At 69.5% G+C, this 22,044-nt stretch carries 21 protein-coding genes and 1 pseudogene; 13 read left to right on the top strand and 9 right to left on the bottom strand.

The window, feature by feature from the left end:
* Positions 1–5 precede the first annotated feature (5 nt).
* On the top strand, positions 6–1,133 hold the full coding sequence (gene dapC, locus HRC28_RS20810; RefSeq protein ID WP_202033138.1) for a succinyldiaminopimelate transaminase: 1,128 nt from the start codon (positions 6–8) through the stop codon (positions 1,131–1,133).
* 5 nt (positions 1,134–1,138) lie between these two features.
* Here the strand turns inward: dapC and HRC28_RS20805 are convergent, their stop codons facing one another.
* Together HRC28_RS20805 and HRC28_RS20800 are read right to left on the bottom strand one after the other, a co-directional pair.
* The gene (locus HRC28_RS20805) at positions 1,139–1,729 is read right to left on the bottom strand and encodes a hypothetical protein (RefSeq protein WP_182377290.1); all 591 of its coding nucleotides are present in this window, start codon (positions 1,727–1,729) and stop codon (positions 1,139–1,141) included.
* An 86-nt stretch (positions 1,730–1,815) separates the two neighbouring features.
* Positions 1,816–2,205, bottom strand: coding sequence for a cupin domain-containing protein (locus tag HRC28_RS20800; RefSeq protein WP_182377289.1), 390 nt, complete (start codon positions 2,203–2,205; stop codon positions 1,816–1,818).
* Positions 2,206–2,281: 76 nt separating this feature from the next.
* Between HRC28_RS20800 and HRC28_RS20795 the strand changes: the two genes are divergently transcribed.
* Positions 2,282–4,219, top strand: coding sequence for a hypothetical protein (locus HRC28_RS20795; protein WP_182377288.1), 1,938 nt, complete (start codon positions 2,282–2,284; stop codon positions 4,217–4,219).
* A gap of 35 nt (positions 4,220–4,254) precedes the next feature.
* Here HRC28_RS20795 and HRC28_RS20790 read toward each other — a convergent pair whose 3' ends face one another.
* Genes HRC28_RS20790 through HRC28_RS20775 form a run of 4 tightly spaced genes read right to left on the bottom strand, consistent with a single transcriptional unit; the run spans position 4,255 to position 7,508 of the window.
* Entirely contained in the window at positions 4,255–5,214 is a 960-nt protein-coding gene (locus HRC28_RS20790) for a hypothetical protein (RefSeq protein ID WP_182377287.1), read from the bottom strand.
* A gap of 41 nt (positions 5,215–5,255) precedes the next feature.
* Positions 5,256–6,194 (bottom strand): 2,3,4,5-tetrahydropyridine-2,6-dicarboxylate N-succinyltransferase, encoded by a 939-nt coding sequence (dapD, locus tag HRC28_RS20785; protein WP_182377286.1) that lies wholly within the window; start codon positions 6,192–6,194, stop codon positions 5,256–5,258.
* Positions 6,195–6,205: 11 nt separating this feature from the next.
* A complete protein-coding gene (locus tag HRC28_RS20780; RefSeq protein WP_182377285.1) occupies positions 6,206–7,000 on the bottom strand; it encodes a thioesterase family protein in 795 nt (264 codons plus the stop codon).
* Between the two features lie 4 nt (positions 7,001–7,004).
* Positions 7,005–7,508, bottom strand: coding sequence for a DinB family protein (locus HRC28_RS20775; protein ID WP_182377284.1), 504 nt, complete (start codon positions 7,506–7,508; stop codon positions 7,005–7,007).
* Between the two features lie 288 nt (positions 7,509–7,796).
* Between HRC28_RS20775 and ileS the strand changes: the two genes are divergently transcribed.
* Positions 7,797–11,042: an isoleucine--tRNA ligase gene (gene ileS / locus HRC28_RS20770; RefSeq protein WP_182377283.1), complete on the top strand. Its 3,246-nt coding sequence runs from the start codon at positions 7,797–7,799 to the stop codon at positions 11,040–11,042.
* A gap of 12 nt (positions 11,043–11,054) precedes the next feature.
* Here ileS and HRC28_RS20765 read toward each other — a convergent pair whose 3' ends face one another.
* Positions 11,055–12,506, bottom strand: a complete 1,452-nt coding sequence (locus HRC28_RS20765) for a hypothetical protein (protein WP_182377282.1) — start codon at positions 12,504–12,506, stop codon at positions 11,055–11,057.
* A gap of 92 nt (positions 12,507–12,598) precedes the next feature.
* Here HRC28_RS20765 and dapE point away from each other — a divergent pair, with 92 nt between their 5' ends.
* The 5 genes from dapE to HRC28_RS20740 all read left to right on the top strand — a co-directional run bounded on the left by dapE (position 12,599) and on the right by HRC28_RS20740 (position 16,729).
* Complete coding sequence (gene dapE / locus HRC28_RS20760; protein ID WP_182377281.1) at positions 12,599–13,756, top strand: succinyl-diaminopimelate desuccinylase; 1,158 nt, start codon at positions 12,599–12,601, stop codon at positions 13,754–13,756.
* Positions 13,753–14,481, top strand: coding sequence for a TIGR00730 family Rossman fold protein (locus HRC28_RS20755; protein ID WP_182377280.1), 729 nt, complete (start codon positions 13,753–13,755; stop codon positions 14,479–14,481). The genes dapE and HRC28_RS20755 overlap by 4 nt, the downstream gene beginning before the upstream one ends.
* 13 nt (positions 14,482–14,494) lie before the next feature.
* Positions 14,495–14,830: a DivIVA domain-containing protein gene (locus HRC28_RS20750; protein WP_237111590.1), complete on the top strand. Its 336-nt coding sequence runs from the start codon at positions 14,495–14,497 to the stop codon at positions 14,828–14,830.
* 133 nt (positions 14,831–14,963) lie between these two features.
* Positions 14,964–15,131, top strand: a complete 168-nt coding sequence (locus HRC28_RS20745) for a DUF3117 domain-containing protein (protein WP_082574114.1) — start codon at positions 14,964–14,966, stop codon at positions 15,129–15,131.
* Positions 15,128–16,729, top strand: a complete 1,602-nt coding sequence (locus HRC28_RS20740) for a leucyl aminopeptidase family protein (RefSeq protein WP_182377279.1) — start codon at positions 15,128–15,130, stop codon at positions 16,727–16,729. Before HRC28_RS20745 ends, HRC28_RS20740 begins: the two co-directional genes overlap by 4 nt.
* Positions 16,730–16,805: 76 nt before the next feature.
* On the opposite strand, the gene HRC28_RS20735 is transcribed toward HRC28_RS20740, so the two are convergent.
* Positions 16,806–17,462, bottom strand: coding sequence for an O-methyltransferase (locus HRC28_RS20735; protein ID WP_237111589.1), 657 nt, complete (start codon positions 17,460–17,462; stop codon positions 16,806–16,808).
* Positions 17,463–17,638: 176 nt separating this feature from the next.
* Here HRC28_RS20735 and sigE point away from each other — a divergent pair, with 176 nt between their 5' ends.
* From sigE to HRC28_RS20720, 3 genes are read left to right on the top strand one after another with little or no spacing between them, the layout of a single operon-like run.
* Complete coding sequence (gene sigE, locus HRC28_RS20730) at positions 17,639–18,238, top strand: RNA polymerase sigma factor SigE (RefSeq protein WP_182377278.1); 600 nt, start codon at positions 17,639–17,641, stop codon at positions 18,236–18,238.
* The gene (locus HRC28_RS20725; protein ID WP_182377277.1) at positions 18,235–18,732 is read left to right on the top strand and encodes a hypothetical protein; all 498 of its coding nucleotides are present in this window, start codon (positions 18,235–18,237) and stop codon (positions 18,730–18,732) included. The genes sigE and HRC28_RS20725 overlap by 4 nt, the downstream gene beginning before the upstream one ends.
* Before the next feature lie 43 nt (positions 18,733–18,775).
* On the top strand, positions 18,776–20,191 hold the full coding sequence (locus tag HRC28_RS20720) for a trypsin-like peptidase domain-containing protein (RefSeq protein WP_182377276.1): 1,416 nt from the start codon (positions 18,776–18,778) through the stop codon (positions 20,189–20,191).
* Position 20,192: 1 nt separating this feature from the next.
* Here HRC28_RS20720 and HRC28_RS20715 read toward each other — a convergent pair whose 3' ends face one another.
* A complete protein-coding gene (locus HRC28_RS20715; protein WP_182377275.1) occupies positions 20,193–20,426 on the bottom strand; it encodes a helix-turn-helix domain-containing protein in 234 nt (77 codons plus the stop codon).
* A 99-nt stretch (positions 20,427–20,525) separates the two neighbouring features.
* Between HRC28_RS20715 and HRC28_RS20710 the strand changes: the two genes are divergently transcribed.
* Together HRC28_RS20710 and HRC28_RS25760 are read left to right on the top strand one after the other, a co-directional pair.
* Positions 20,526–21,212: a hypothetical protein gene (locus tag HRC28_RS20710; RefSeq protein ID WP_182377274.1), complete on the top strand. Its 687-nt coding sequence runs from the start codon at positions 20,526–20,528 to the stop codon at positions 21,210–21,212.
* A 436-nt stretch (positions 21,213–21,648) separates the two neighbouring features.
* A pseudogene (locus HRC28_RS25760) lies at positions 21,649–21,771 on the top strand (ATPase); the annotation flags it as partial.
* Positions 21,772–22,044 lie beyond the last annotated feature (273 nt).

Genomic DNA, 22,044 nt, shown 5'->3' with positions numbered 1-22,044 from the left:
GTTCGTTGGTCGAGCTTGTCGAGACCCCTGTCTCGCGACGGCTTCCTGACTTCCCCTGGGACCAGTTGACGCAGTACGCCGAACAGGCGCGCGCCCATGCGGACGGGATCGTCGACCTGTCGATCGGTACGCCGGTCGACCCGACGCCCGAGGTGGCTCGTGCCGCGCTGGCTGCGGCAGCGGACTCGCCCGGTTATCCGCTGACCATCGGGATTCCCGAGGTACGGCAGGCCGTCGTCGACTGGCTCGCCGGCACGCACGGCGTCACCGGTCTCGGCCTTGACCAGGTGCTGCCGCTGATCGGCTCCAAGGAGTTCATCTCCACCCTGGCCGTGTACCTGGGCCTCGGTCCCGGCGACGTCATCGGTTATCCCGCGCTGGCCTACCCGACCTACGAGGTCGGCGCAGCGCTGGTGGGCGCGACCGCCGTGGCCACGGACTCCCTGACCAGTTTCGGGCCCGAGACGCCCAAGCTGCTCTGGATCAACTCACCGTCCAACCCGTCCGGCCGGGTGCTCCCGAAGGAGCACCTCAAGAAGGTCGTCGACTGGTGCCGCGAACGTGGCGTGCTGCTCGTCTCCGACGAGTGCTACCTCGACTGCGTCTGGGAGGGCGAGGCCGTTTCGGTCCTGCACCCCGACATCTGCGGTGGCTCAGCCGACGGCATCCTGATCGTCCACTCGCTGTCGAAGCGCTCCAATCTGGCCGGTTACCGCTGCGGTTTCGTCGCCGGTGACCGTGCGGTGATCGCCGAGTTGCTCGCCGTCCGCAAGAACCTCGGCCTGCTGATGCCCGGCCCCACGCAGCGCGCGATGGCGGCCGTCCTCGGCGACGAAGCCCATGTCGCTGAGCAGCACGAGCGCTACCGCGCCCGTCGTACGAGGTTGCGCGCAGCGCTGGAGACCGCCGGCTACACGATCGAGCACTCCGAGGCCTCGCTCTACCTCTGGACCACCAAGGGGCCCGACGGACCGGACTGCTGGTCGATGGTCGCTGACCTGGCCGCGCAGGGGATTCTCGTCGCGCCGGGTGCCTTCTACGGGAAGGCCGGCGCGAAGCACGTACGGGTGGCGTTGACGGCCACCGACGAGCGGATCGATGCCGCTGTCGCTCGCCTCACCTCATCGGTCTGACGACGTCAGAGTCCGGACTCCCAGTAGAGGAATCCTTCGGTCCCGCCGACGTGATAGCTGACCCGTTCGAGGGTGGACCCTTCGCGCATCAAAATGATCGAGCAACCCTTGACCGATTCTCCTGCCGCCAGGGTCTGGGGCACCTTGGGGCAGGGCGCGAAGCCCGGGCCACTGCCGAGATCGAGCAGGATGAGTGAGCTGATGAGGGTGCCGTCCTGGTCGCGACCCGACGGCGACCGGAGATCGACCGGAGCATCCGCGTTGTTCTGGAACGTGACGTCGACGTAGAACGGCGTGGTCGCCGCCTCTTCCGGATCGAGTTGGTAGCCGGCGTCGGTGAGGTCCTTGATCGCTCCTTCACGCACGGCGGTGATGGTGACGGTGCCGGGGCCTTGTACGGCGTTGCCGGCTTCGGACGAGAGGAACTCGATGTCGACGGGGGTGCCGAGGGCAGCGGCCTCGATCTCGGGAACTCCACCACCACCTCCGCCGCCACCTCCCGACCCGTCCGTGCCGTCGTCACCGCCGCAGCCGACGAGGACGGGCGCCAGGAGGGCCAGCGCAGCAAGGGCGACTCGGGCCGTGGAGGTGTCCATGGTGGGTGTCCTTCCGGAATGCCCGAGATCCCTTTCGATGGTGGCACCAACGACGCTCGCGCGCATCAGTCCGGCGCCGAATTTCTTCACGCCGGGATGGTCGCGAGCTTCTCGAGCATGTGGTTCATCACCTGCAGGTGCTCGTGCTGGGCGCTGAACAGGATCACGTCGGCGTCCTCCTCGACACGCACCGAGTGGCCGGCGGGCCAGTAGAAGACGTCGCCGCCGCTGCAGAACTCCTGGGAGTCGTCGGTGTAGGTGACGACGACCTTGCCGTTCAGCATGTAGCCCCAGTGCTCGGCCTGGCAGGCGTCATCGGGCAGTCCCTGCAGGAGTGGCGCGATGTCGACCCCGGCGGCGAGGGTGAAGTACTCGGCCGCCAGCGGGCCGGACCCGATGCCGAAGTTGGGCAGGTGGCGGGCGGTCGCGCCGAGGGCGTTCATCTTGATCGGGAGATCGGTCTTGGGGAGGTGCATGACGGGCTCCTGGTGGCTGGAATGTCGGGTTTGTGCTTCACCCCTGAGGCGTGACAAGCGGTGTCACAATGCGACAGTGACGCCCGTCGACGCCCCTGCTGCGCTGGAACTGCGCGCGATGGAGGCGTACGGCGCCGGGGAGTTCGAGGCGTCGATCGCCGCCTGGGAGCGTTTGTACGACGTCCAGTCGGCTGCCGGCGAACACGTGGATGCCGCTCGGGCGGCTGCGATGGTCGCCCTGAACCTGCTGTGTGAGACCGGTCTGCTGGCGCCCGTCCGGGGTTGGGTGGTGCGTTCGAAGCGATCGCTCGGAGACGCACCGGTGGGCCCGGTGCACGCACTGCTCGCAATCACCGACACCTACGAGCGGTTCCTGTCCGGCGATCCCGAAGCGGCGCGGGAGCCCGCACTGGCGGCGGTCGAGCTCGGCAAGCGCTTCGGCGTCGACCCCGCCCACGGCCTGGGGCGCACGGCGCTGGCCCGGTTGGCGATCCATGCCGGTGACATCGATCGCGGGATCGCCATGCTCGACGAACTGGCGGTCGACCTGGGCGCTGGTGCGTTCGATCCGCTGACGACTGGCAATGTCTACTGCGAGTTGATCTGCGCCGCGCAGTGGCTCGGACGCCACGACCGCGCGCAGGAGTGGACCGAGGTGATGGACCGCTGGCGGGAGGGGCGCGCGTTCGGCGGGACGAACGGCCGGTGCCGGATCCACCGCGCCGAACTGTTGCGTGTTTCCGGCCCGGCTGCTGCTGCCGAGGAGGAAGCGCTCGCCGCGTGCGTCGAATTGCGGCCCTGGATGCGTCGCGAGTTCGGGTGGCCCCTGGTCGAGCTCGGCAACATCCGGCTGCTCCGCGGTGACCTGGTTGGCGCCGAAGAGGCCTACCTGGAAGCCCATGAGCGGGCGTGGTCGCCGCAGCCGGGGCTCGCGCTGGTGCGGCTCGCACAGGGTCGTGCCGACGTCGCCGAGCAGATGGTCCGCGGCGAGATCGAGCACCCGATGGAGGTGCCGTGGAAGGAGCGACCGCCGTTCGGTGACCTGCGCCTGGTGCCGTTGCTGGTGGCACGGTCCGAGATCGCGGAGGCCCGTGGCGACCGGGTCGGCGCCGACGAGGCTGCCGAAGGCCTCACCGCGATCCAGGCCCGCTACCCGAGTCCGGTGGTGCGCGCCCAGGCGGCGCTGGCGCGGGCCCGCGCTGCGCTGGTTGCTGGTACCCCGGACGCTGCTGTGGAGCCGGCTCAGACGGCTGTCGCGTGCTGGGCCGACCTCGGGGCGCCGTACGACGTCGCGACCGCGCGGGTCGTCCTGGGCCATGCCCGTCGTGGTGTCGGGGCGGAGGACCTCGCAACGATGGAGTGGCAGTCGGCGGTGACCGGGTTCCGGGAGTTCGGGGCCGAGCATCGGGCGGTGGCGGTCGAGGCGCTCCTCGGTGCCGAGCGGGCGTCGTCAGCGCCGGCCGGGGCGACCGGTCCGACCGCGGCGTTCTTGGTGCGTTCCGGTGACCGGTGGCAGGTCGGCTGCCGTGATCGCCACGCCTGGGTGCCGGACCTGAAGGGTGTGCGCCTGCTGGCCACCCTGATTGCCGCGCCGGGCAAGGAGTTCCACGTCCTCGACCTCGCGGGCGCCGGGGTCGTGGAAGCGGGGCTCCCGGTGCTCGACGATGAGGCACGGGCGACGTACCGCCGTCGGCTCGCCGATGTGGAGGACGACCTCGCCGAGGCCGAGCGCGACTGCGACGAGGCCCGCCGCATCCTCGCCGAACGCGACCGCGACTATCTGATGGCCGAGTTGTCCAGCGCCGTCGGCCTGGGCGGGCGCGCCCGCACGTCGGCCGGCACGGTCGAACGTGCCCGCACCAGCGTGACCCGATCCCTGCGCTACGCACTGGCCCGGATCACCGACGTCCTGCCCGACCTGGGCGGCCATCTCGACACGGCCGTCCGCACCGGCACGTCCTGCAGTTACCGCCCCGATCCGGTTTCCCCGCTCGACTGGCGGGTCACGACCTGACCCCGGATCAACGCCGGAGCCGCGCTCGGCGAAATTCAGCTGAATACGTCGACGTGGACGTGGTCGCGGTGCTCGAGGATCTTGATGTCGCCCGGTGAGTCGGGTGGCTCGTAGTCGCGCCAGCCCTCGCGGCCGGCGGTCCAGATCCGGTCGTCGAAGATGACGGTGCGGACGTCGAGGCGGGCGGCGTTGGCCACCAGGTAGTGCGCCATCGCCCAGCCGCGGATGTTGTTGGCGTTGTTGATCGGGCGGACGAACACGTCGATGGCGCGGCCCTCGTAGTGCGCGGAGCCCTCGATGTGGCCGCTGTCGACACCCTCGGGGGCGTAGCCGCCGAGCTTGAGGTTGCCGAAGCGCTCCATCAGTTCCTTGCGCGTGGCATCGGCTCGCGCCGTCAGCCCGTTCGGCATCAGTTCGTCGCTGACGGACGGTGCGCCACCGTCGAGGTCGCAGGTGAAGGTGGCGGGGGAGTGACCAGCGAGCGCGGAGGCCAGGGCCCGTCCGTCGGCCTCGTGGTCGGCGTACGCGTCGGGGAAGGCGGACCGCTGCACCTTCTGCGCAGCGACCGTGATCTCCATGTCCTCGTAGCCGTCGACCTTGACCAGGGCGTCGTAGAACGCGTTCGTCGAGTAGATCGGGTCGAGGATCTGCTCGCGCGTTCCCCAGCCCTGCGACGGGCGCTGCTGGAACAGGCCGATCGAGTCGCGGTCGCCGTAGTCGATGTTGTCGAGCTTCGACTCCTGGTAGGCGGTGGCCAGCGCGATCGATGCGGCCCGCGCGGGCAGGCCCCGTCGTACGGCGATCGAGGCGATCAGGGACGCGTACTCGGCCTGTTCGGCGTCGATCTTGACGGAGTGCTGGTCGACGGTGACCTTGCAGTCACCGTCCGGGCCACCGACGAGGTCGTCGGTCACCTTGAGCACGGCAATGCCCACGCCGACGACGGCCGCCAGGGCGGCGACACCGACGACGACCGACGTTGCTCTGCGCTTCACGGCTCCCAGTCTGCGTGAGTGCTGGTGACGGACCGGTGCCGTCAGTTGGCGTGGAGGGCGGCGTTGAGGGCAATGCCCTCGCCCTGCCACGGCACGGCCTCGATGGCGCCGGAGACCGAGTTGCGGCGGAAGAGCACGTTGCTGGCGCCGGAGAGTTCGCGTGCCTTGATGACCCGCGCGTCCTTGCCGGGTTCGAGCACGGTGACCTTCGTGCCGGCGGTGACGTAGCAGCCGGCCTCGACGACGCAGTCGTCGCCGAGCGAGATGCCGATGCCCGCGTTGGCGCCCAGCAGGCAGCGCTGGCCGACCGAGACGACCTCCTTGCCGCCGCCCGACAGCGTGCCCATGATCGAGGCGCCGCCGCCCACGTCGGAGCCGTCACCGACGACGACCCCGGCGGAGATCCGGCCCTCGACCATCGAGGTGCCGAGCGTGCCGGCGTTGAAGTTGACGAAGCCTTCGTGCATGACGGTGGTGCCCTCGGCCAGGTGCGCACCGAGGCGGACCCGGTCGGCGTCGGCGATCCGCACGCCGCCGGGGATGACGTAGTCGACCAGGCGCGGGAACTTGTCGATACCGAAGACGGTGACGTGCTTGCCGGCGGCCTGCAGGCGGGCGCGGGTGAGCTCGAAGCCCTCGATCGCGCACGGGCCGGCGGAGGTCCACACGACGTTGGTCAGTAGACCGAAGACACCGTCGAGGTTCTGCCCGTGCGGCGCCACGAGACGGTGCGAGAGCAGGTGCAGGCGCAGCCACACGTCGGTGGTGCCCGCGGGGGCGGTCGCCAGGTCGGCGATCTCGACGAGCTCGACCTTGCGGGTCACCCCGCGTGCCTCGTCGGAACCCTCGAGGGCCAGAAGGTCGGCCGGAGCCGCTGCGTCGGCAGGCTTCTCGCCGAGGGCCGGGGTCGGGAACCAGACGTCGAGAACGGTCTGGTCGGCGGTGTACGTCGTCAGGCCGAAGCCCCATGCGGAAGTCACGTGGAGGAATCCTATCCGTTGGCGAGGATCGCCAACTGCCGGCTCTGCGCGATCAGCCGTCCCTGGTCGTCCCACAGCTCGACGTCCTCGTCGTGGTAGCCGGCGAGGACGTGGCGGGTGACGACGTGGCCGAGCGCCCAGACGGTGTCGGGGCGGCGCCGGAAGTGCACGGTGAGCTGGATGGTTGCCGAGGCGAGGTGGCCGATCTCCGCGGTGACGGGCGGGAAGGCGTCGGTCATCGCACCGGCGAGCAGGGCGTCGAGCGGTCGTTCGTCGGTCGTGCGGATCCAGCAGAGCGACTCGGTGTTGCCCGAGGGCTTGCCGGTCAGCCAGCCGGGTACCTCAGGCGCGCGGTAGGTGTAGCGGTCGAGGATCGGCGCCCTGCCCAGTGACATCAAGGGGCTGATGTCCTGGCAGTCCTCCGGCCGCGGTACGACGGGCGCCTGGTGCGGAGCGTGCTCGAAGGTGCCGGCGGCGTCCCAGTCGTGGGTGCTCACCACCGCGTGAGCGATCTCCTTGCCCGCCTGGACCAGCACGGCGTCGTACGTGGAGACACGGCGTCCGACGCGTACCTCGCGAACCGTGATGTCACCCGGACCCGGGAGCCCGGGCCGGAAGTAGGTGATGGCGATGCTGAGTGCGTCGGGGTGGACCGATTCCTGCAGCACGGCGTGCAGCAGGAGGGCGAGGATGTAGCCGCCGTTGGGCGTCTGGTTGGCGGTGTTCCAGTCCGCCGTCAACTGGACCCGGTGCACGCCGTCGGCGGTGCGCTCGGAGGCGACCGCGGCGTCGAGGAGGTGACTCACCCGGTCATTCTCCCGTGCGGCCGTCGATGCACTCGCGCAGCAGGTCGGCATGGCCGGTGTGGCGGGCGTACTCCTCGATCATGTGGACGAGGATGTCGCGGACGGTGGACGTCTCGCGATCGCTGTTGAAGACGACCTCGGCGCCCATCGACACGTCGTCCTGGGTGTCCAGCCACTCGTCGGCGCGGGCGACCTGGTTCCGCCACTCGGCGAAGGCCTCCTCGACGCACTCGACCGTTCCGACGGCCGCGTTGAAGTCGAAGTCCCGGTCCGAGGGATCGGTGAACGGACGCGGCTCGTCGAGGTTGCCCTGCAGCGCGCGCTGGAACCACGCCTGCTCGACGTACGCCATGTGCCGGACCAGGCCCACCAGGCTCAAGGTGCTCGGCGGCACGGACCGCGTGGCCAGCTGCTCAGGGGACAGGTCGTCGCACTTGCGGCTGAACATCTTGCGGTACTCGCCGAGGTAGTCACGGTAGTTGGCCAGTTCGCCAGCGGCATCAGACATGCGCCCACCGTAGGAGGTCCGCGCAATCCCATTTTCCCAACCACCCCCGGCCGCCGTACGCTGTGGGCACCAGCGTTCGAGCCGTCATCAGCGGTGAGCTCCGGGAAGAACGGGTTTCGACAAGCTCAACCACCGAAACCTCAGTAGAACCCGGCGGGTGGCCCGTCACAGCCATGAATGAGCGGTCGTCCCCTCGGGGTCGGCAAGCGAGGTGGTACCGCGGCACACGTCGTCCTCGTGGTTTGGACAAGCTCAACCACCGGACGCCCCGCTCAGGAGACCCACCGCATGACCTATCCGAAGGTCACCACCGACCCGACCGCCGACCCGAGCAACGGGCAGGGCGCCGTTCCCGGCTCCCCGAAGTTCCCCGCCATCGAGGAGGGGGTCCTGGCCTACTGGGCCGAGGACGACACCTTCCGGGCGTCGGTCGAGCAGCGCGACCCGGGCGCGTCCGGTGAGAACGAGTTCGTCTTCTACGACGGCCCGCCGTTCGCCAACGGTCTCCCGCACTACGGCCACCTGCTGACCGGCTACGTCAAGGACATCGTGCCGCGCTACCAGACGATGCGCGGCAAGCGCGTCGAGCGCCGCTTCGGCTGGGACACCCATGGCCTGCCCGCCGAGCTCGAGGCGATGCGCCTCAACGGCATCAAGACCACCGACGAGATCGTCGAGATGGGCATCGACAAGTTCAACGATGCCTGCCGCGCCTCGGTGCTCAAGTACTCCGGCGAATGGCGCGAGTACGTCACCCGCCAGGCGCGCTGGGTCGACTTCGACAATGACTACAAGACGATGAACCCCGAGTTCATGGAGTCGGTCCTGTGGGCCTTCAAGGGTCTCTTCGACAAGGGCCTGGTCTACGAGGGCTTCCGGATCCTGCCCTACTGCTGGAACGACGAGACCCCGCTCTCCAACCACGAACTGCGGATGGACGACGACGTCTACCAGGACCGCCAGGACCCCGCTCTCACCGTTGGTTTCCGCCTCGACTCCGGTGAGCTCGCGCTGATCTGGACGACGACGCCGTGGACCCTGCCGTCCAACATGGGCGTCGCCGTCGGCCCGTCGATCGAGTACGTCGTCGTCGAGTCCGACCTGCCCACCGGCTCCGTGGAGCGGTACCTCCTGGCCAAGGCCCGGCTGGCGTCGTACGCGAAGGAACTGGTCTCGACAGGGTCGACCGACGACCTCAAGGTTGTCGAGACGCTGACCGGCGCCGACCTCGCCGGCCGCAGCTACACACCGCCGTTCTCCTACTACGCAGGCAGCGACAACGCCCACCGCGTGCTGGTCGCGGACTTCGTCACGACCGAGGACGGCACCGGCCTCGTGCACCTGGCTCCCGGCTTCGGTGAGGACGACAAGGCGGTCCTCGACGCTGCTGGTGTCGAGACCGTCGTACCCGTGGGCAAGGACGGGCGCTTCACCTTCCCCGTCACCGACTACGAAGGCATGCAGGTCTTCGACGCGAACCCGCAGATCATCGGTGACCTGAAGGCCGGCACCGCCTCGGTCAGCCCGGGCACGGTGCTCCTGCGCCGCGAGTCCTACAACCACTCCTACCCGCACTGCTGGCGCTGCCGCGAGCCCCTCATCTACATGGCGGTCTCGTCATGGTTCGTCGAGGTCACCAAGATCAAGGAGCGGATGGCCCAGCTCAACCAGGACATCCGCTGGACCCCGGACCACATCAAGGACGGCCAGTTCGGCCGCTGGCTCGAGAACGCCCGCGACTGGTCGATCACCCGCAACCGGTTCTGGGGCAGCCCGGTGCCGGTGTGGAAGAGCGACGACCCGACGTACCCGCGGATCGACGTCTACGGCTCCTTCGACGAGATCGAGCGCGACTTCGGTCGCCTGCCGATGAACGCCCAGGGACTGCGCGACCTGCACCGGCCGTGGATCGACGACCTGACCCGTCCGAACCCGGACGACCCGACGGGCAAGTCGACGATGCGTCGCGTCTCCGACGTCCTCGACGTGTGGTTCGACTCGGGCTCGATGAGCTTCGCCCAGGTGCACTACCCGTTCGAGAACACCGAGTGGTTCGAGCAGCACTTCCCGGCCGACTTCATCGTCGAGTACATCGGCCAGACCCGCGGCTGGTTCTACACGCTGCACATCCTGGCGACCGCGCTGTTCGACAAGCCGGCGTTCTCCTCGTGCATCAGCCACGGCATCGTGCTCGGCTCCGACGGCAACAAGATGTCGAAGTCGCTGCGCAACTACCCCGACGTCTCCGAGGTCTTCGACCGTGACGGCGCCGACGCGATGCGCTGGTTCCTGATGGCCAGCCCGATCCTGCGCGGCGGCAACCTCGTGGTGACCGAGCAAGGCATCCGCGAGGCCGTGCGCCAGGTGATGATCCCGCTGTGGAACACGTGGTACTTCTTCGCGCTCTACGCCAACGCCGAGCACTACGACGCCCAGGGCTCGACGGACTCGACCGACCCGCTCGACCGCTACCTGCTCGCCAAGACCCGGCAGTACGTCGAGAAGCTGACCGCCGAGCTCGACGAGTACGCCATCGCGGACGCCTGCGAGACCACGCGTGCGTTCTTCGACGTGCTGACCAACTGGTACATCCGCCGCTCCCGCGAGCGGTTCTGGGAGGGCAAGCCGGAGGCGTTCGAGACCCTGGCTGCGGTGCTCGACGTCGTGTGCCGGGCGATCGCCCCGCTGCTGCCGTTGACCACCGAAGAGATCTGGCGCGGCCTGACCGGCGAGCGTTCGGTGCACCTGGCCGACTGGCCCGACGTTTCGGCGCTGCCGGCGGATGACGCCCTCGTCGCCGCCATGGACCAGGTCCGCGAGGTCTGCTCGGCGACGTCCGCGCTGCGCAAGGCCGGCAAGCTCCGCAACCGGCTTCCGTTGGCCCAGCTCACCGTCGTCGCGGCCGACCCGACCGCCCTCGAGGCGTTCACCGAGATCATCGCCGACGAGTTGAACGTGAAGTCGGTGCGCCTCGTGGCCGCCGACTCCGAGGAGGCCCAGGGCTACGGCGTCGAGCAGAAGCTCACCGTCAACGCCCGTGCGGCCGGTCCGCGCCTCGGCAAGGACGTGCAGCTCGCGATCAAGGGCTCCAAGTCGGGGGACTGGTCCGTGGCCGAGGACGGCACCGTCACCGCGGGTGGCCTCGCGCTGGTCGAGGGGGAGTACTCCCTCGAGACGGCCGCCGGTGACGCCGCCGAGGGAGCCGCGACCGGCATGTTGCCGACCGGTGGCTTCGTCGTGCTCGACACCGTCGTGACGCCCGAACTCGCTGAGGAGGGGCTCGCCCGTGACCTCGTCCGTGCGGTCCAGCAGGCTCGCAAGGACGGCGGTCTCGACGTGACCGACCGGATCGAACTGGTCGTTTCCGGTTCGGCGGCCGTGCTCGCGGCAGCCACCACGCACGAGGCGCTGATCGCGGGGGAGACCCTCGCGACGTCGTACACGGTCAGCGAGAGCGACGTGGATGCCGACGGCGTCACCGCCGTCGTGGTGGGTGACGGCGAGCAGGCGACGATCCGGGTGGAGCTCGCCTGACCCGGCTTCGAGTCAGATGCCTCCGACGCCCCAACCGTCGTTGGGACGCTGCCTCGGCGGAGGCGGCGGCGGGACGTAGGGGTCCTGCCAGCCGAGCTCGGCGCCCTCCAGCTCCTTGTAGTTGGCGCCGAGCTTGTCCTTCGCCCAGCCGTCGCTGTCGCGGAGGTACCCCGCGGCCTCGGCCAGTGACTCACCGGCGCCGACGACCTCGGCGCCGGTGTCGTTGAGCAGCGGCGTGATCTGGTAGGCGAGGTCGCGCCACGCGAAGTAGCAGCCGTAGGTGCCGGCCCCGACGATCCCGGTGCGGATCCAGGCGTTGATCTGGTTGCTGCTCTCGACCTGGTCGGCGGCCTGGAGGAATGCCCGCGCCACGGTCGGCATGGACTCGTAGCCGATGTGCTCGAGCGTGGAGTACTTCACGTTGATGGTGTCGCCGAGAGGGGCCTGGCCCTCACCCGGGTGGACGTGGAAGTTCCGCCGGTTCACCGGATCGGCGACCGCGGTGAGCATGCTCTCGAGCACTGCTTCGAGGCCCTGGTCCTGCGCCTTGGCCTTCTCCTCGAGGGTGCTGAAGGCCTTCTTGAAGTCGTTGTAGACGTCGTTGGGTGACGAGCCGCTGTAGGGCAGCTTCGACTCGGTCGGCTTCGGGAGCAGGCCCAGCGCCGTGCTGAGGAACGAGGTGCCCGCGCTCAGCCCGCCTATCGCCGCCGTACCGACACCGGGTCCGAGGAAGACACCGAGCAGGCCGGTCGACGCGTTGACGACCGTCAGCACGGTGGTGATGGTCTGGAGGTTCGAGTAGTCCTTGCGGGTCTGCCTGAACGCCTCCTTCACGTTCCCGACGAGGTTGGCGACGTCCTCACGGCACGTCTCGAACAGCTTCTGCGTTCCGGTGATCGCCACCCCCAGGGCGGCCACGGCCTCGCAGTGTCCGTCGAGCACCGTCTCCAGGCGGTCAGGCCCGTAGTTCGTGTAAAAAGCGCTGATGGTCTGGCCGGCCTGGTCGGGGCTCGGGATGAAGCTCCGGATGTAACCGATGGCCTCGAGGTCCGGGTTGCCGAACTGCGACCCGCCGTTGCCCGTGCCGCCGGCCAGTTTCTGCACGCCGAGCAGGCATTGCGTCTTGGCGTCGTCGAGGATCGAGGGCTTCGGTACGCCGTCCCAACCGGACACGGTCTGGTCGAGCTTGCTGCGCCAGCCCGACACCATGCCGGCGTAGTCCGCAGCGAGCGACGGGAACGGCTCGGTCGGACTGGTCGCCCCGATGTTGTAACCACCGAGCGTCGCGCGACCGTCGAAGTAGACCGTCTGGACGCTGGAACTCTCGCCGTAGTTCTCGGTCTTGACGACATAGTCCTTGCCGTTGTCGTAGTCCCAGCCGTCCCGCCGGGTGAGGTCGGCGAATGCGGCTTCGCGCGCTGCATCGTCGAGGAGTGAATCGAGTTGTTCGTAGTCGTAGGCCATCCTGCTTCTCCCGAGATCGACAAACCATTCTGGTGACCCTTCTGGGGTACCCGGGCAGATTTTCGCGAAACCATGAGTGAAGCCGGGCCCGGATGGGTGGGCGCCGAGGGCTGGCCTGCTTGACTGGTCAGGTGAGTCCGCCGCACCCCCTCGACCTCTCCACCGATGTCGTCTCCCTGACCCGCGCGCTGGTCGACATCGAGTCGGTCAGCCGCAACGAGCAGTCGATCGCCGACACGGTCGAAGCGGCGCTCGTGGCGCTGCCGCACCTCACCGTCAGTCGGCACGGCAACACTCTGGTCGCGCGGACCGGCCTTGGTCGACCGTCGCGGGTCGTCATCGCGGGGCACCTCGACACCGTGCCCCTGAACGACAACCTGCCGAGCCGCCTCGAGGACGGGCTCCTGCACGGACTGGGCACCTGCGACATGAAAGGGGGCGACGCCGTCATCCTGCGCCTCGCCGCCACCGTGCCCGAACCGGTGCACGACGTGACCTACGTGCTCTACGACTGCGAGGAGATCGACTCCGCGCTCAACGGCCTCCGGCTGCTCAGCGAGTCCGACCCGGCATTGCTGGAGGCTGACTTCGCGATCCTGATGGAGCCGTCGAATGCCGTGGTCGAGGCCGGGTGCCAGGGCACCTTGCGCGTCGACGTCCGCACCCGCGGCGAGCGTGCCCATTCGGCCCGCAGCTGGAAGGGCGTCAACGCGATCCATGCGGCGGCCGCCGTACTCACCCGGTTGAACGAGTACGACGCCCGCAGGCCCGTGATCGACGGGCTGGAGTACCACGAAGGGCTCAACGCGGTCGGGATCAGCGGTGGCGTCGCCGGCAACGTCATTCCTGACGAATGCGTGGTCACCGTGAACTTCCGGTTCGCGCCCGACCGCTCCGAGGCCGAGGCCCTTGCCTTCGTGCGGGAATTCTTCGACGGCTTCGACATCACCCTGACGGACTCCGCTCCCGGCGCGCTGCCGGGACTCGAGCAGCCCGCGGCGCGGGCCTTCGTGGACGCGGTCGGTGGCGTGGTCAACCCGAAGTTCGGCTGGACGGACGTCGCCCGGTTCACCGCGTTGGGCGTGCCGGCCGTCAACTACGGACCGGGCGACCCCCTCCTTGCCCACAAGCAGGAGGAGTTCGTCGAAGTGGCGCAGATCGAGCAGTGCGAACAGCAGTTGCGGCAGTGGCTCCTCACCGATGTTCGAGCAGATGTGTCAGTCGACCCGACACGAGAGGTTCAGCGATGACGAAGCGAAACGGTCCAGGCCCGCGCCCCAGCAAGGGACGCCCCGAGGGCTCCACCACCGACCAGCGGCTGCTCGACAGTCGTGGCGACGGCGGCTGGGTGCACACCGACACCTGGCGAGTGCTGAAGATCCAGGCGGAGTTCGTCGAGGGCTTCAACGACCTCGCCGAACTCGGGCCGGCGATCTCTGTCTTCGGTTCGGCGCGCATTGCCCCGAACCACCCCGCCTACGACATCGGCGTCCGCGTGGGCGCTGCGCTCGTGGAGGCCGGCTTCGCTGTCATCACCGGCGGTGGCCCCGGCGCCATGGAGGCGGCCAACAAGGGCGCGATGGAGGCCGGCGGAGAGAGCGTGGGCCTCGGCATCGAACTCCCGTGGGAGGCCAAGCTCAATGACTACGTCGGGTTCGGGCTGAACTTCCGGTACTTCTTCGTCCGCAAGATGATGTTCGTGAAGTACTCGCAGGGCTACGTGGTGCTGCCGGGCGGCATCGGCACCCTGGATGAGTTGTTCGAGGCGATGACGCTGTCCCAGACCCTCAAGATCACCCAGTTCCCGATCGTGCTGATGGGCGTGGAGTACTGGCAGGGCCTGATCGACTGGATGCAGGGCTCCATGCTCGCCGACGCCCGCATCAAGCAGACAGACATCGACATGCTGACCCTGACCGACGACGTCGACGAGGCTGTCGCGCTGATGGTGGCCGCCCGCGAGCGGCACGCGTGAGGAGACACGCCCTATGTCCCATCCGATGATGTGGGTCTTCGCCGTCCTCATCGTGCTCGCCATGGGTGGCGTAGCGATGCTGGCCGCCGGACACGGTGAGCCGATGGCTCCGGCGTACGACGACCGCCCCGATGCGCTGGTCCCTGCCGACCGCCGGATCGAGGCCGGTGATCTCCGCAAGGTTCGCTTCTCCCTGGCTTTCCGCGGCTACCGGATGTCAGAGGTCGACGCGTTGCTCACCCGGTTGGCGACGGAGATGGAGCCCCGCGCGAAGGTCAGAAGCCCCGATTATTGGGGGCATTCGGAGGTCGAGGAGCCCGAGGACGTCACCGAGGAGCCTTCGGACTGAACTCGAGCCCACGAGGCGACACCCACCCGTGGCTGCGCGGTTTGTGTGGCATGGGCGATAATGGTGCAGCGCACAAGTCGGGTGCACAGGGCGCACGACAAACTCGCAGAAGTTAGTGGAAGAGGGGTGCCGCATGGCGGCAATGAAGCCTCGGACCGGCGACGGTCCGCTCGAGGTCACCAAGGAGGGACGCGGCATCGTGATGCGCGTTCCGCTCGAGGGCGGTGGCCGACTCGTGGTCGAGCTCAACGCCGAGGAGGCCTCTGCGCTCGGCGACGCGCTCAAGACTGTGGTCGGGTGACTTCACCCGCTGCCCCCAGCACCCAGGAGCAGGTCCTTCCGGGCCAGGTCTCACCTCCGGAGTTCGCGCTCAGCGATCTCCTGCCCGGCGCCATCATCGGCGTCGATGTCGTCGCGCTCCCGGTGTTGCCGGGTGACGACGAGGTGCCCTTCCTGCTGGGTCCGGGAGCAGCGGAACTCGCCGACGAGCTCGATCTCGACCTCGTCGGCATCGCCGAGGTGCACGGACTGACCGGAGCGACCGCCGAAGTCGCGACCGTCCCGGTCCCCGGCGGTACGACGACCAATCCCGACCTGCGTCTGGTGATCCTGGTCGGCGTCGGTGCCGGCCTGCCGATCGACCTGCGCAGGGCGGGCGCCGCTCTGGCGCGCGCGACCTTCGACCGCGACGCTGTCGCCACGTCGATCCCGGTTGTTGCCGGCGCCGGAATGTCCGACGTGCACGCGTCCGTCGAGGCGTTCGTGGTCGGCACGATGCTCGGGAGTTTCGTCTTCCACTGGCGTTCCCGGGGCCCGGAGCGACTGCCGGTGCGCCGCGTCGTCGTCGCAGGCCCGGAGGTCGCTGGTGACCGGGCCGTTCTCGAACGTGCGGTCGCGATCGGCGGCGCCGGGTGGCGCTCGCGCCTGCTCGCTACCGTCCCGGCCAACCTGAAGAACCCTGCGTGGCTGGCCACGCAGGCCGAGCAGATCGCCGCGGCCGCCGGTCTCGACCTGCAGGTCTGGGACGAGCAGGACCTCGCCAGCGACGGTTTCGGCGGCATCCTGGCCGTCGGCGCTGCGTCGGCCACCCCGCCGCGACTGATCCGGCTCGACTACACACCCCGCGGTGTCAGTGCCCGCGCGGCGAAGAAGCTCCCCCTCGTGGTGCTGGTCGGCAAGGGCATCACCTTCGACACCGGCGGCCTGTCGATCAAGCCGGCCGCCTCCATGGCGTCCATGAAGCGGGACATGATGGGCGGCGGTGTCGTCCTGGCCACGATGGCTGCCCTGGCGGACGTCGACTGCCCGGTCCGCGTCATCGGGCTGGTCGCGGCAGCCGAGAACGCCATCTCCGGCAGCGCGCTGCGCCCCGGCGACGTGGTCCGCCACTGGGGTGGGCGCACCACCGAGGTCGGCAACACCGACGCCGAGGGCCGTCTGGTCCTCGCGGACGCCCTCGCGTACGCCGTCACCGAACTCGCCCCGGATCTCATCATCGACATCGCGACGCTCACCGGAGCCGTCAAGGTCGCGCTCGGCCAGCAGGTGGCTGGTCTCTTCGCCACCGACGATGCGCTCGCCGCTGCCCTGGCGGCTGCCGGCGAACAGTCAGGCGAACCGCTCTGGCGGTTCCCCCTGTACGACGGCTACGAGGACAAGTTGGCGTCGAAGATCGCCGACGCGAGCAACGACCCCGGGGGAGCGGGCGCGATCACCGCAGCCCTTTTCCTGCGCCACTTCGTGGGCGACGTCCCGTGGGCGCACCTCGACATTGCGTCGGTGGGCGATGTCGAGAAGGAGTGGCACGAGTGGACGGTCGGGCCGTCCGGCTTCGGTCCGCGCTTGCTGCTGACCTGGCTCGGGTCGACGGATCCGCTCGACGGAATCGTCGAGTCATAGGCCGGCAGCGCGGCGGGAGGCGCCTCCAGGCAGCTTGCTGCCTCGCTTGAGCCGGAGACGCGCTCGGCCAGAAGAACTAGTCGGTCTCGGGGATCCATTCCTTCTTGGCCAGCAACAGACCGTCGCCGACGGGCAGCAACACGGGCACGAGACCCTCGGTCGCGGCCACCTGCTGCACGAGGTCCCGGATCGCCACGGTCTCTTCGTCGCGGACGGCCGGGTCAGCGACCTTGCCGTGCCACAGCGCGTTGTCGAACGCCACGACGCCACCGGGACGCAGCAGGCGCAGCGCTTCGGTGAGGTAGGCGCTGTACTCACGCTTGTCGCCGTCGGCGAAGACCAGGTCGTAGTGACCGTCGGTGAGGCGGGGCAGGACGTCGAGTGCGGAGCCGGCGATGGTGCGAGCCCGGTTGGGGGCGACGCCGGCCTCCTTGAAGGACTCGCGGGCGAGGCGCTGGTGCTCGGCCTCGATGTCGACGGTGGTCAGGACACCATCCGTTCGCATGCCGCGCAGCAGCCAGACGCCGGAGACACCGGTGCCGGTGCCGATCTCGACCACGGCGCGCGCCTCGAGCACGGAGGCGAGGAAGCACAGGGCCGCGCCGCCGCCGGAGCCGATCGGGGTGACGCCGACCTCTTCGGACCGTGCGCGGGCAGCGGTCAGGACGTCGTCCTCGACGACGTAGGTGTCGGCGTACGTCCAGCTGGATGCGTTGATCGGTGTCGGAGCCACGGTTCTCACCCTAAGGCTGCCAAGGGCCCAGTCGGCGGACCCGACGCCGGGGAACACAGGATCCTCGCCAATCGTTGTGGCCAATGTTGGGGGAGTTCACAGGGAACACTCAGGACCCGGCTCTACGGTGAGAGGACCAGACCACCTTGGTACTGACGCAGCGGAAGAAGGCCACGATGAAGGAGCCCGTCGATCCCCAGGTCCTCGAACAGGACCTGAACTGGGAAGCAATCGTCGAGCAGCACTCCGATCGCGTCTACCGCCTTGCGCTCCGCCTGACGGGCAACCGCCACGACGCCGAGGACCTCACGCAGGAAGTGTTCGTGCGGGTGTTCCGCTCGTTGCACACCTACTCGCCCGGCACGTTCGAGGGCTGGCTGCACCGGATCACCACCAACCTCTTCCTCGACCAGGCCCGCCGCAAGCAGCGGATCCGGTTCGACACCCTCTCCGACGAGCGCGCCGCGCGGCTCCCGAGCGCTTCCCCCGCGCCCGAGATGGCGTACGCCGACCTGAACTTCGAGGACGACGTCGAGGCCGCCTTGGCGGACCTGCCGCCGGACTTCCGTGCGGCGGTCGTGCTGTGCGACATCGAGGGCCTCAGCTACGAGGAGATCGCCGACATTCTCGGCGCGAAGCTCGGCACCGTCCGCTCGCGCATCCACCGTGGCCGCGCGCTGCTCCGCAATGCCCTCGCGCACCGGGCGCCGCAGGGTGACCGCACCCGTTACCTCGGCCCCGCCACCGTGTCCCTCGCCGGTGGAGCCACGGGATGATCGGGCACCTCGGCAACCGCGTCAGTGCCCTGCTCGACGGACAACTCTCCGCGAAGGACACCGAGGAGGCGTGGACCCACGTCTACGCCTGCCACGCCTGCCGCGACCTCGTCGAGCGGGAGGGCTGGGTGAAGACCCGCCTGGCCGGCCTGTGCGGCGGCGAGCGGATGGCCCCCTCGAACCTCAAGGGTTCGCTGCTCAGCATGCCCCCGGGTGACGCGCTGCTCTCCGAGCATGGTCATGGCCAGCGCCGTGGCGCCGGAGTCGCGATGATCGGCGGCGGCGCGCTGGGTGCGGCGATGCTGGGTGTGCTGGCCTTCGGGCTCACCCCCGGTGGCGTGGCGCCCGCAGACCGCCGTCCGCCGGCCACCCAGATCGACTCCGTCGTCCCGACGGCGCCCACGTCGACCCCGATCGCCGGCAACGGTGCGGGCACGGTCTCCACCACCCTCACCACGGTGCTGCGCATGCCTGTGCGCGGGATGCTGCCGTAGGCCGGATCCGGGCCCGGCTGGGTGGATCAGACATGATGACAACGTGAACGACGAGTACGACGCCGACCGGGAACCCACCGAGCCGATCGAGGGAGCCGATCTGGTCCCGCCCGGCCCCGTGGGTCAGGAAGCCCCGATCGACGCCACGGCGCAGTGGGCGCCGCCGCCCCCGGGCGCCACACCTGCGCCGGTGGACGTCCGTCCCGACTCGACGCCGGAGCCGACGCTCCCGATGCCCACCCTCGCTCCGTCACTGATGCCTCCCGCGCCGGCGGCGCCGCCGACGCCGGCCGACCTGTCGGTCCGGCGCCCCGTGCTGCCGACGCTGCCCGTCGAGCCCCGCACCGGCCCCTCGCGCCGCATCTGGCCCGCCGTGGCCCTGCTGTCGCTCCTGGTCGGTCTCGGTGGCGGCTTCCTCGGTGCCCTCGCCCACGACAAGGTTGCTGATGACGATGGCGGCACCGGATTCGCCGACGGTGGCCTGAACGACGTCGACCTCGAGGAGTTGCCTCCGCTCGAGGCGCCCGGATCGATCGCCGCCGTGGCGCAGGCCGTGCTCCCCAGCACCGTCCAGATCCTCGCCGAGTACGACGGCCAGGAGGCAGGTGCGACCGGTTCCGGCTGGGTGATGGACGGCAACGGCCACATCATCACCAACAACCACGTCGTGGCTTCTGCCGCGAAGAGCAAGGGCCCGATCGTGGTCGTCGACCACGATCGCAACCGCTACGAAGCCACCGTTGTCGGACTCAGCCCGGTCTACGACCTGGCCGTCCTGTCGGTGAAGGACTTCAAGGACCTGGTCCCTGCGAAGCTCGGCTATTCGAAGAAGTTGCGGGTCGGTGAGCCCGTGGTCGCCATCGGATCTCCGCTGAGCCTGCCCGACACGGTCACCTCCGGCATCGTGAGCTATCTCCAGCGTCCGGTCACGACCGGTTCGTCGACCGACCAGTCGTCGTACATCAATGCGGTGCAGACCGATGCGGCGATCAACCCGGGCAACTCCGGTGGCCCGCTGGTCAACATGCAGGGCGAGGTGATCGGCGTGAACTCCGCGATCGCCACGGCGGGCGGCGGGTCGATAGACTCCGACGCCGGCAACATCGGTGTCGGCTTCGCGATCCCGGTCGAGCAGGTGCGGGTCACCGCCGACCAGATCCTCAAGACCGGCAAGGCGCAGTACCCCGTGATCGGCGCCAAGGTGAAGACGGGCGGCATCCCCACGGGTGACGGCGCCGTCCTCGACGAGATCCTCGCTGCGAGCCCGGCCAAGGACGCCGGTCTGCGCAAGGGCGACCTGATCACCCACATCAACGGCGATCGCGTCAGTGACGGCATCGCGCTGATCGTCGCGATCCGCAGCTATCAGCCCGGCCAGACCGTCGAGTTCACCGTCAAGCGCGGGAACAACGACAAGACGGTGAAGGTGCTCCTCAAGGGCGAGGTCGACGGCAAATAGGTCAGTCCGCGTCGGAGTCCACGAACGGGTGGTCGGCGACGTACTGCTCGGCTGACCTGTACTGCTGCTGGATGTACTCCTCCAGGCGCGAGCCCTCGACGCGCCACTGGCCGCGGCCGCCGATCTTGATCGCGGGCAGGTCGCCGCGGCGCACAAGGGCGTAGACCTGCGCGCTGGACGTGTTGAGCACCTCAGCGACGTCGGCGAGCGTGAGGAAACGTGGCGTACCGCTCATGGCTCCATCGTTGCACTCCGCACCACCGTCCGCACCGGCGGCGCGACGGGCTGTGGATGACGAGGTGACGATCGGCGTTCGGCACTGCATGATGTTCGCGTGTCCAGAGATCTCGGGATTTCTCCGGGCGCGTCCGTCCCGCCCCAGGCCACTCGCGTGGCCCGGCCGGGCTGGCGTGACCCCAGGTTGTGGATCGGCATTGCGCTGGTCACCGGTTCGATCGTCCTCGGCGCGCGCCTGCTCGCGGCCGCCGACGACACGGTGCAGGTCTGGGCGCTCGCCCAGGACCGCGGCAGCGGGTCGCCGGTCGTGGCCGACGACCTGCGTGTGGAGCGGATCCGGTTCACGGACGACTCGGCGCTGGGCCGCTACTTCCCGGCCGACGAACCCGTGCCGACGGACCTGATCCTGACCCGCGCGGTGGGTGCGGGGGAGTTGCTCGCGCGATCGGCGGTCGGGGAGGCCGACGCCGAGCAGGTGCTGCGGGTGCCGCTGGAGGTCGACCCGAACCGGGTGCCGCCAGACGTCGAGACCGGCTCGGTCGTCGACGTCTGGGTGAGCGACGGCGCCGGCCTCACGAAGGGCTCGACCGCCGGGGACGTCAAGGTCGACGGGCCTGCCCTCAGCGAGGTGACCGTGGTCGCGGCTCCGGAGTACGACGACACGTTCGCCGTCACGGGGGCACGCCAACTGGTCGTGGCCGTCGACGATCCGCAGGCAGTCGAGTTCGAACTCCTGCTGAGCTCCCTGCAGGACCCGGTCATCCGGATCCTCCAACGGTCCTGAGGTTGCGATGATCGTCGTACTGCTGGTGTCGAGCGGCGCCGCGTGGGAGTCGCGTGGCCTGGCCGCCCTCCAGGACCATCCGGGGACCGTCGTCCTGAAGCGCTGCGTCGACGTGGACGACCTGCTTGCCGCGGCGAGCACCGGCCAGGCGGAGGTCGCCGTCCTCGGCGTCGACCTGCCCGGGCTGGACCAGGGGGTCGTCGACGATCTGACGCGGTACGGCGTCCGTGTGGTCGGGATCGCGACCGGACCCGACGTCACCCAGCCCCGCGCCGCCCGGATCGGGATCACGACGTTGCTCGACGCTGCGCGGATCGACGAGCTCGGTGCCCTGGTGACCGACCTCCCTGCCGACGCGACCCTTCCGGCTGCGCCGCTGCCGCTGCCCGGCGAGGACCCCGTGCCGCCGCTCGACGGTGCCCTCGCAGGCCGGGTCATCGCCGTGTGGGGGCCGGGCGGTGCGCCGGGACGGACCACGTTGGCGTCCGGGGTCGCGGCAGAACTGGCCCGCCGCGGGCTCTCGACGCTGCTCGTCGACGCCGACCCCTACGGCGGCGCCGTGGCCCAGCAACTCGGGATCCTCGACGAGGTGTCCGGGCTGCTCGCTGCCGCGCGTCTCGTCGCGTCCGGAACACTCGAGCAGCGCTTCGTCACCGTGCAGCGGCGGTTGTCCGACCAGTTGCGGGTCATCACGGGGCTGCCGCGCGCCGACCGTTGGGTGGAGGTTCGACCCGGGTCGTTGACCGAGATCGTCGAGGCCGGGCGCCGCGGGGGACAGGTGGTGATCGACACCGGCTTCAGCATCGAGCACGACGTGGCGAGCGACCTGGGC

This window comes from Nocardioides sp. WS12 (assembly GCF_014108865.1).
In the GTDB taxonomy this organism is placed as follows: Bacteria; Actinomycetota; Actinomycetes; order Propionibacteriales; family Nocardioidaceae; genus Nocardioides.
This window is presented reverse-complemented; position numbering and strand designations above follow the sequence as displayed.

Bases quoted from the DNA above. Each gene is read 5' to 3' on its own strand.
- HRC28_RS20805 (WP_182377290.1), bottom strand. From the start codon at position 1,729: ATGGACACCTCCACGGCCCGAGTCGCCCTTGCTGCGCTGGCCCTCCTG.
- HRC28_RS20800 (WP_182377289.1), bottom strand. From the start codon at position 2,205: ATGCACCTCCCCAAGACCGATCTCCCGATCAAGATGAACGCCCTCGGC.
- HRC28_RS20775 (WP_182377284.1), bottom strand. From the start codon at position 7,508: ATGTCTGATGCCGCTGGCGAACTGGCCAACTACCGTGACTACCTCGGC.
- ileS (WP_182377283.1), top strand. From the start codon at position 7,797: ATGACCTATCCGAAGGTCACCACCGACCCGACCGCCGACCCGAGCAAC.
- HRC28_RS20765 (WP_182377282.1), bottom strand. From the start codon at position 12,506: ATGGCCTACGACTACGAACAACTCGATTCACTCCTCGACGATGCAGCG.
- dapE (WP_182377281.1), top strand. From the start codon at position 12,599: ATGGGTGGGCGCCGAGGGCTGGCCTGCTTGACTGGTCAGGTGAGTCCG.
- HRC28_RS20755 (WP_182377280.1), top strand. From the start codon at position 13,753: ATGACGAAGCGAAACGGTCCAGGCCCGCGCCCCAGCAAGGGACGCCCC.
- HRC28_RS20750 (WP_237111590.1), top strand. From the start codon at position 14,495: ATGTCCCATCCGATGATGTGGGTCTTCGCCGTCCTCATCGTGCTCGCC.
- HRC28_RS20745 (WP_082574114.1), top strand. From the start codon at position 14,964: ATGGCGGCAATGAAGCCTCGGACCGGCGACGGTCCGCTCGAGGTCACC.
- sigE (WP_182377278.1), top strand. From the start codon at position 17,639: ATGAAGGAGCCCGTCGATCCCCAGGTCCTCGAACAGGACCTGAACTGG.
- HRC28_RS20725 (WP_182377277.1), top strand. From the start codon at position 18,235: ATGATCGGGCACCTCGGCAACCGCGTCAGTGCCCTGCTCGACGGACAA.
- HRC28_RS20715 (WP_182377275.1), bottom strand. From the start codon at position 20,426: ATGAGCGGTACGCCACGTTTCCTCACGCTCGCCGACGTCGCTGAGGTG.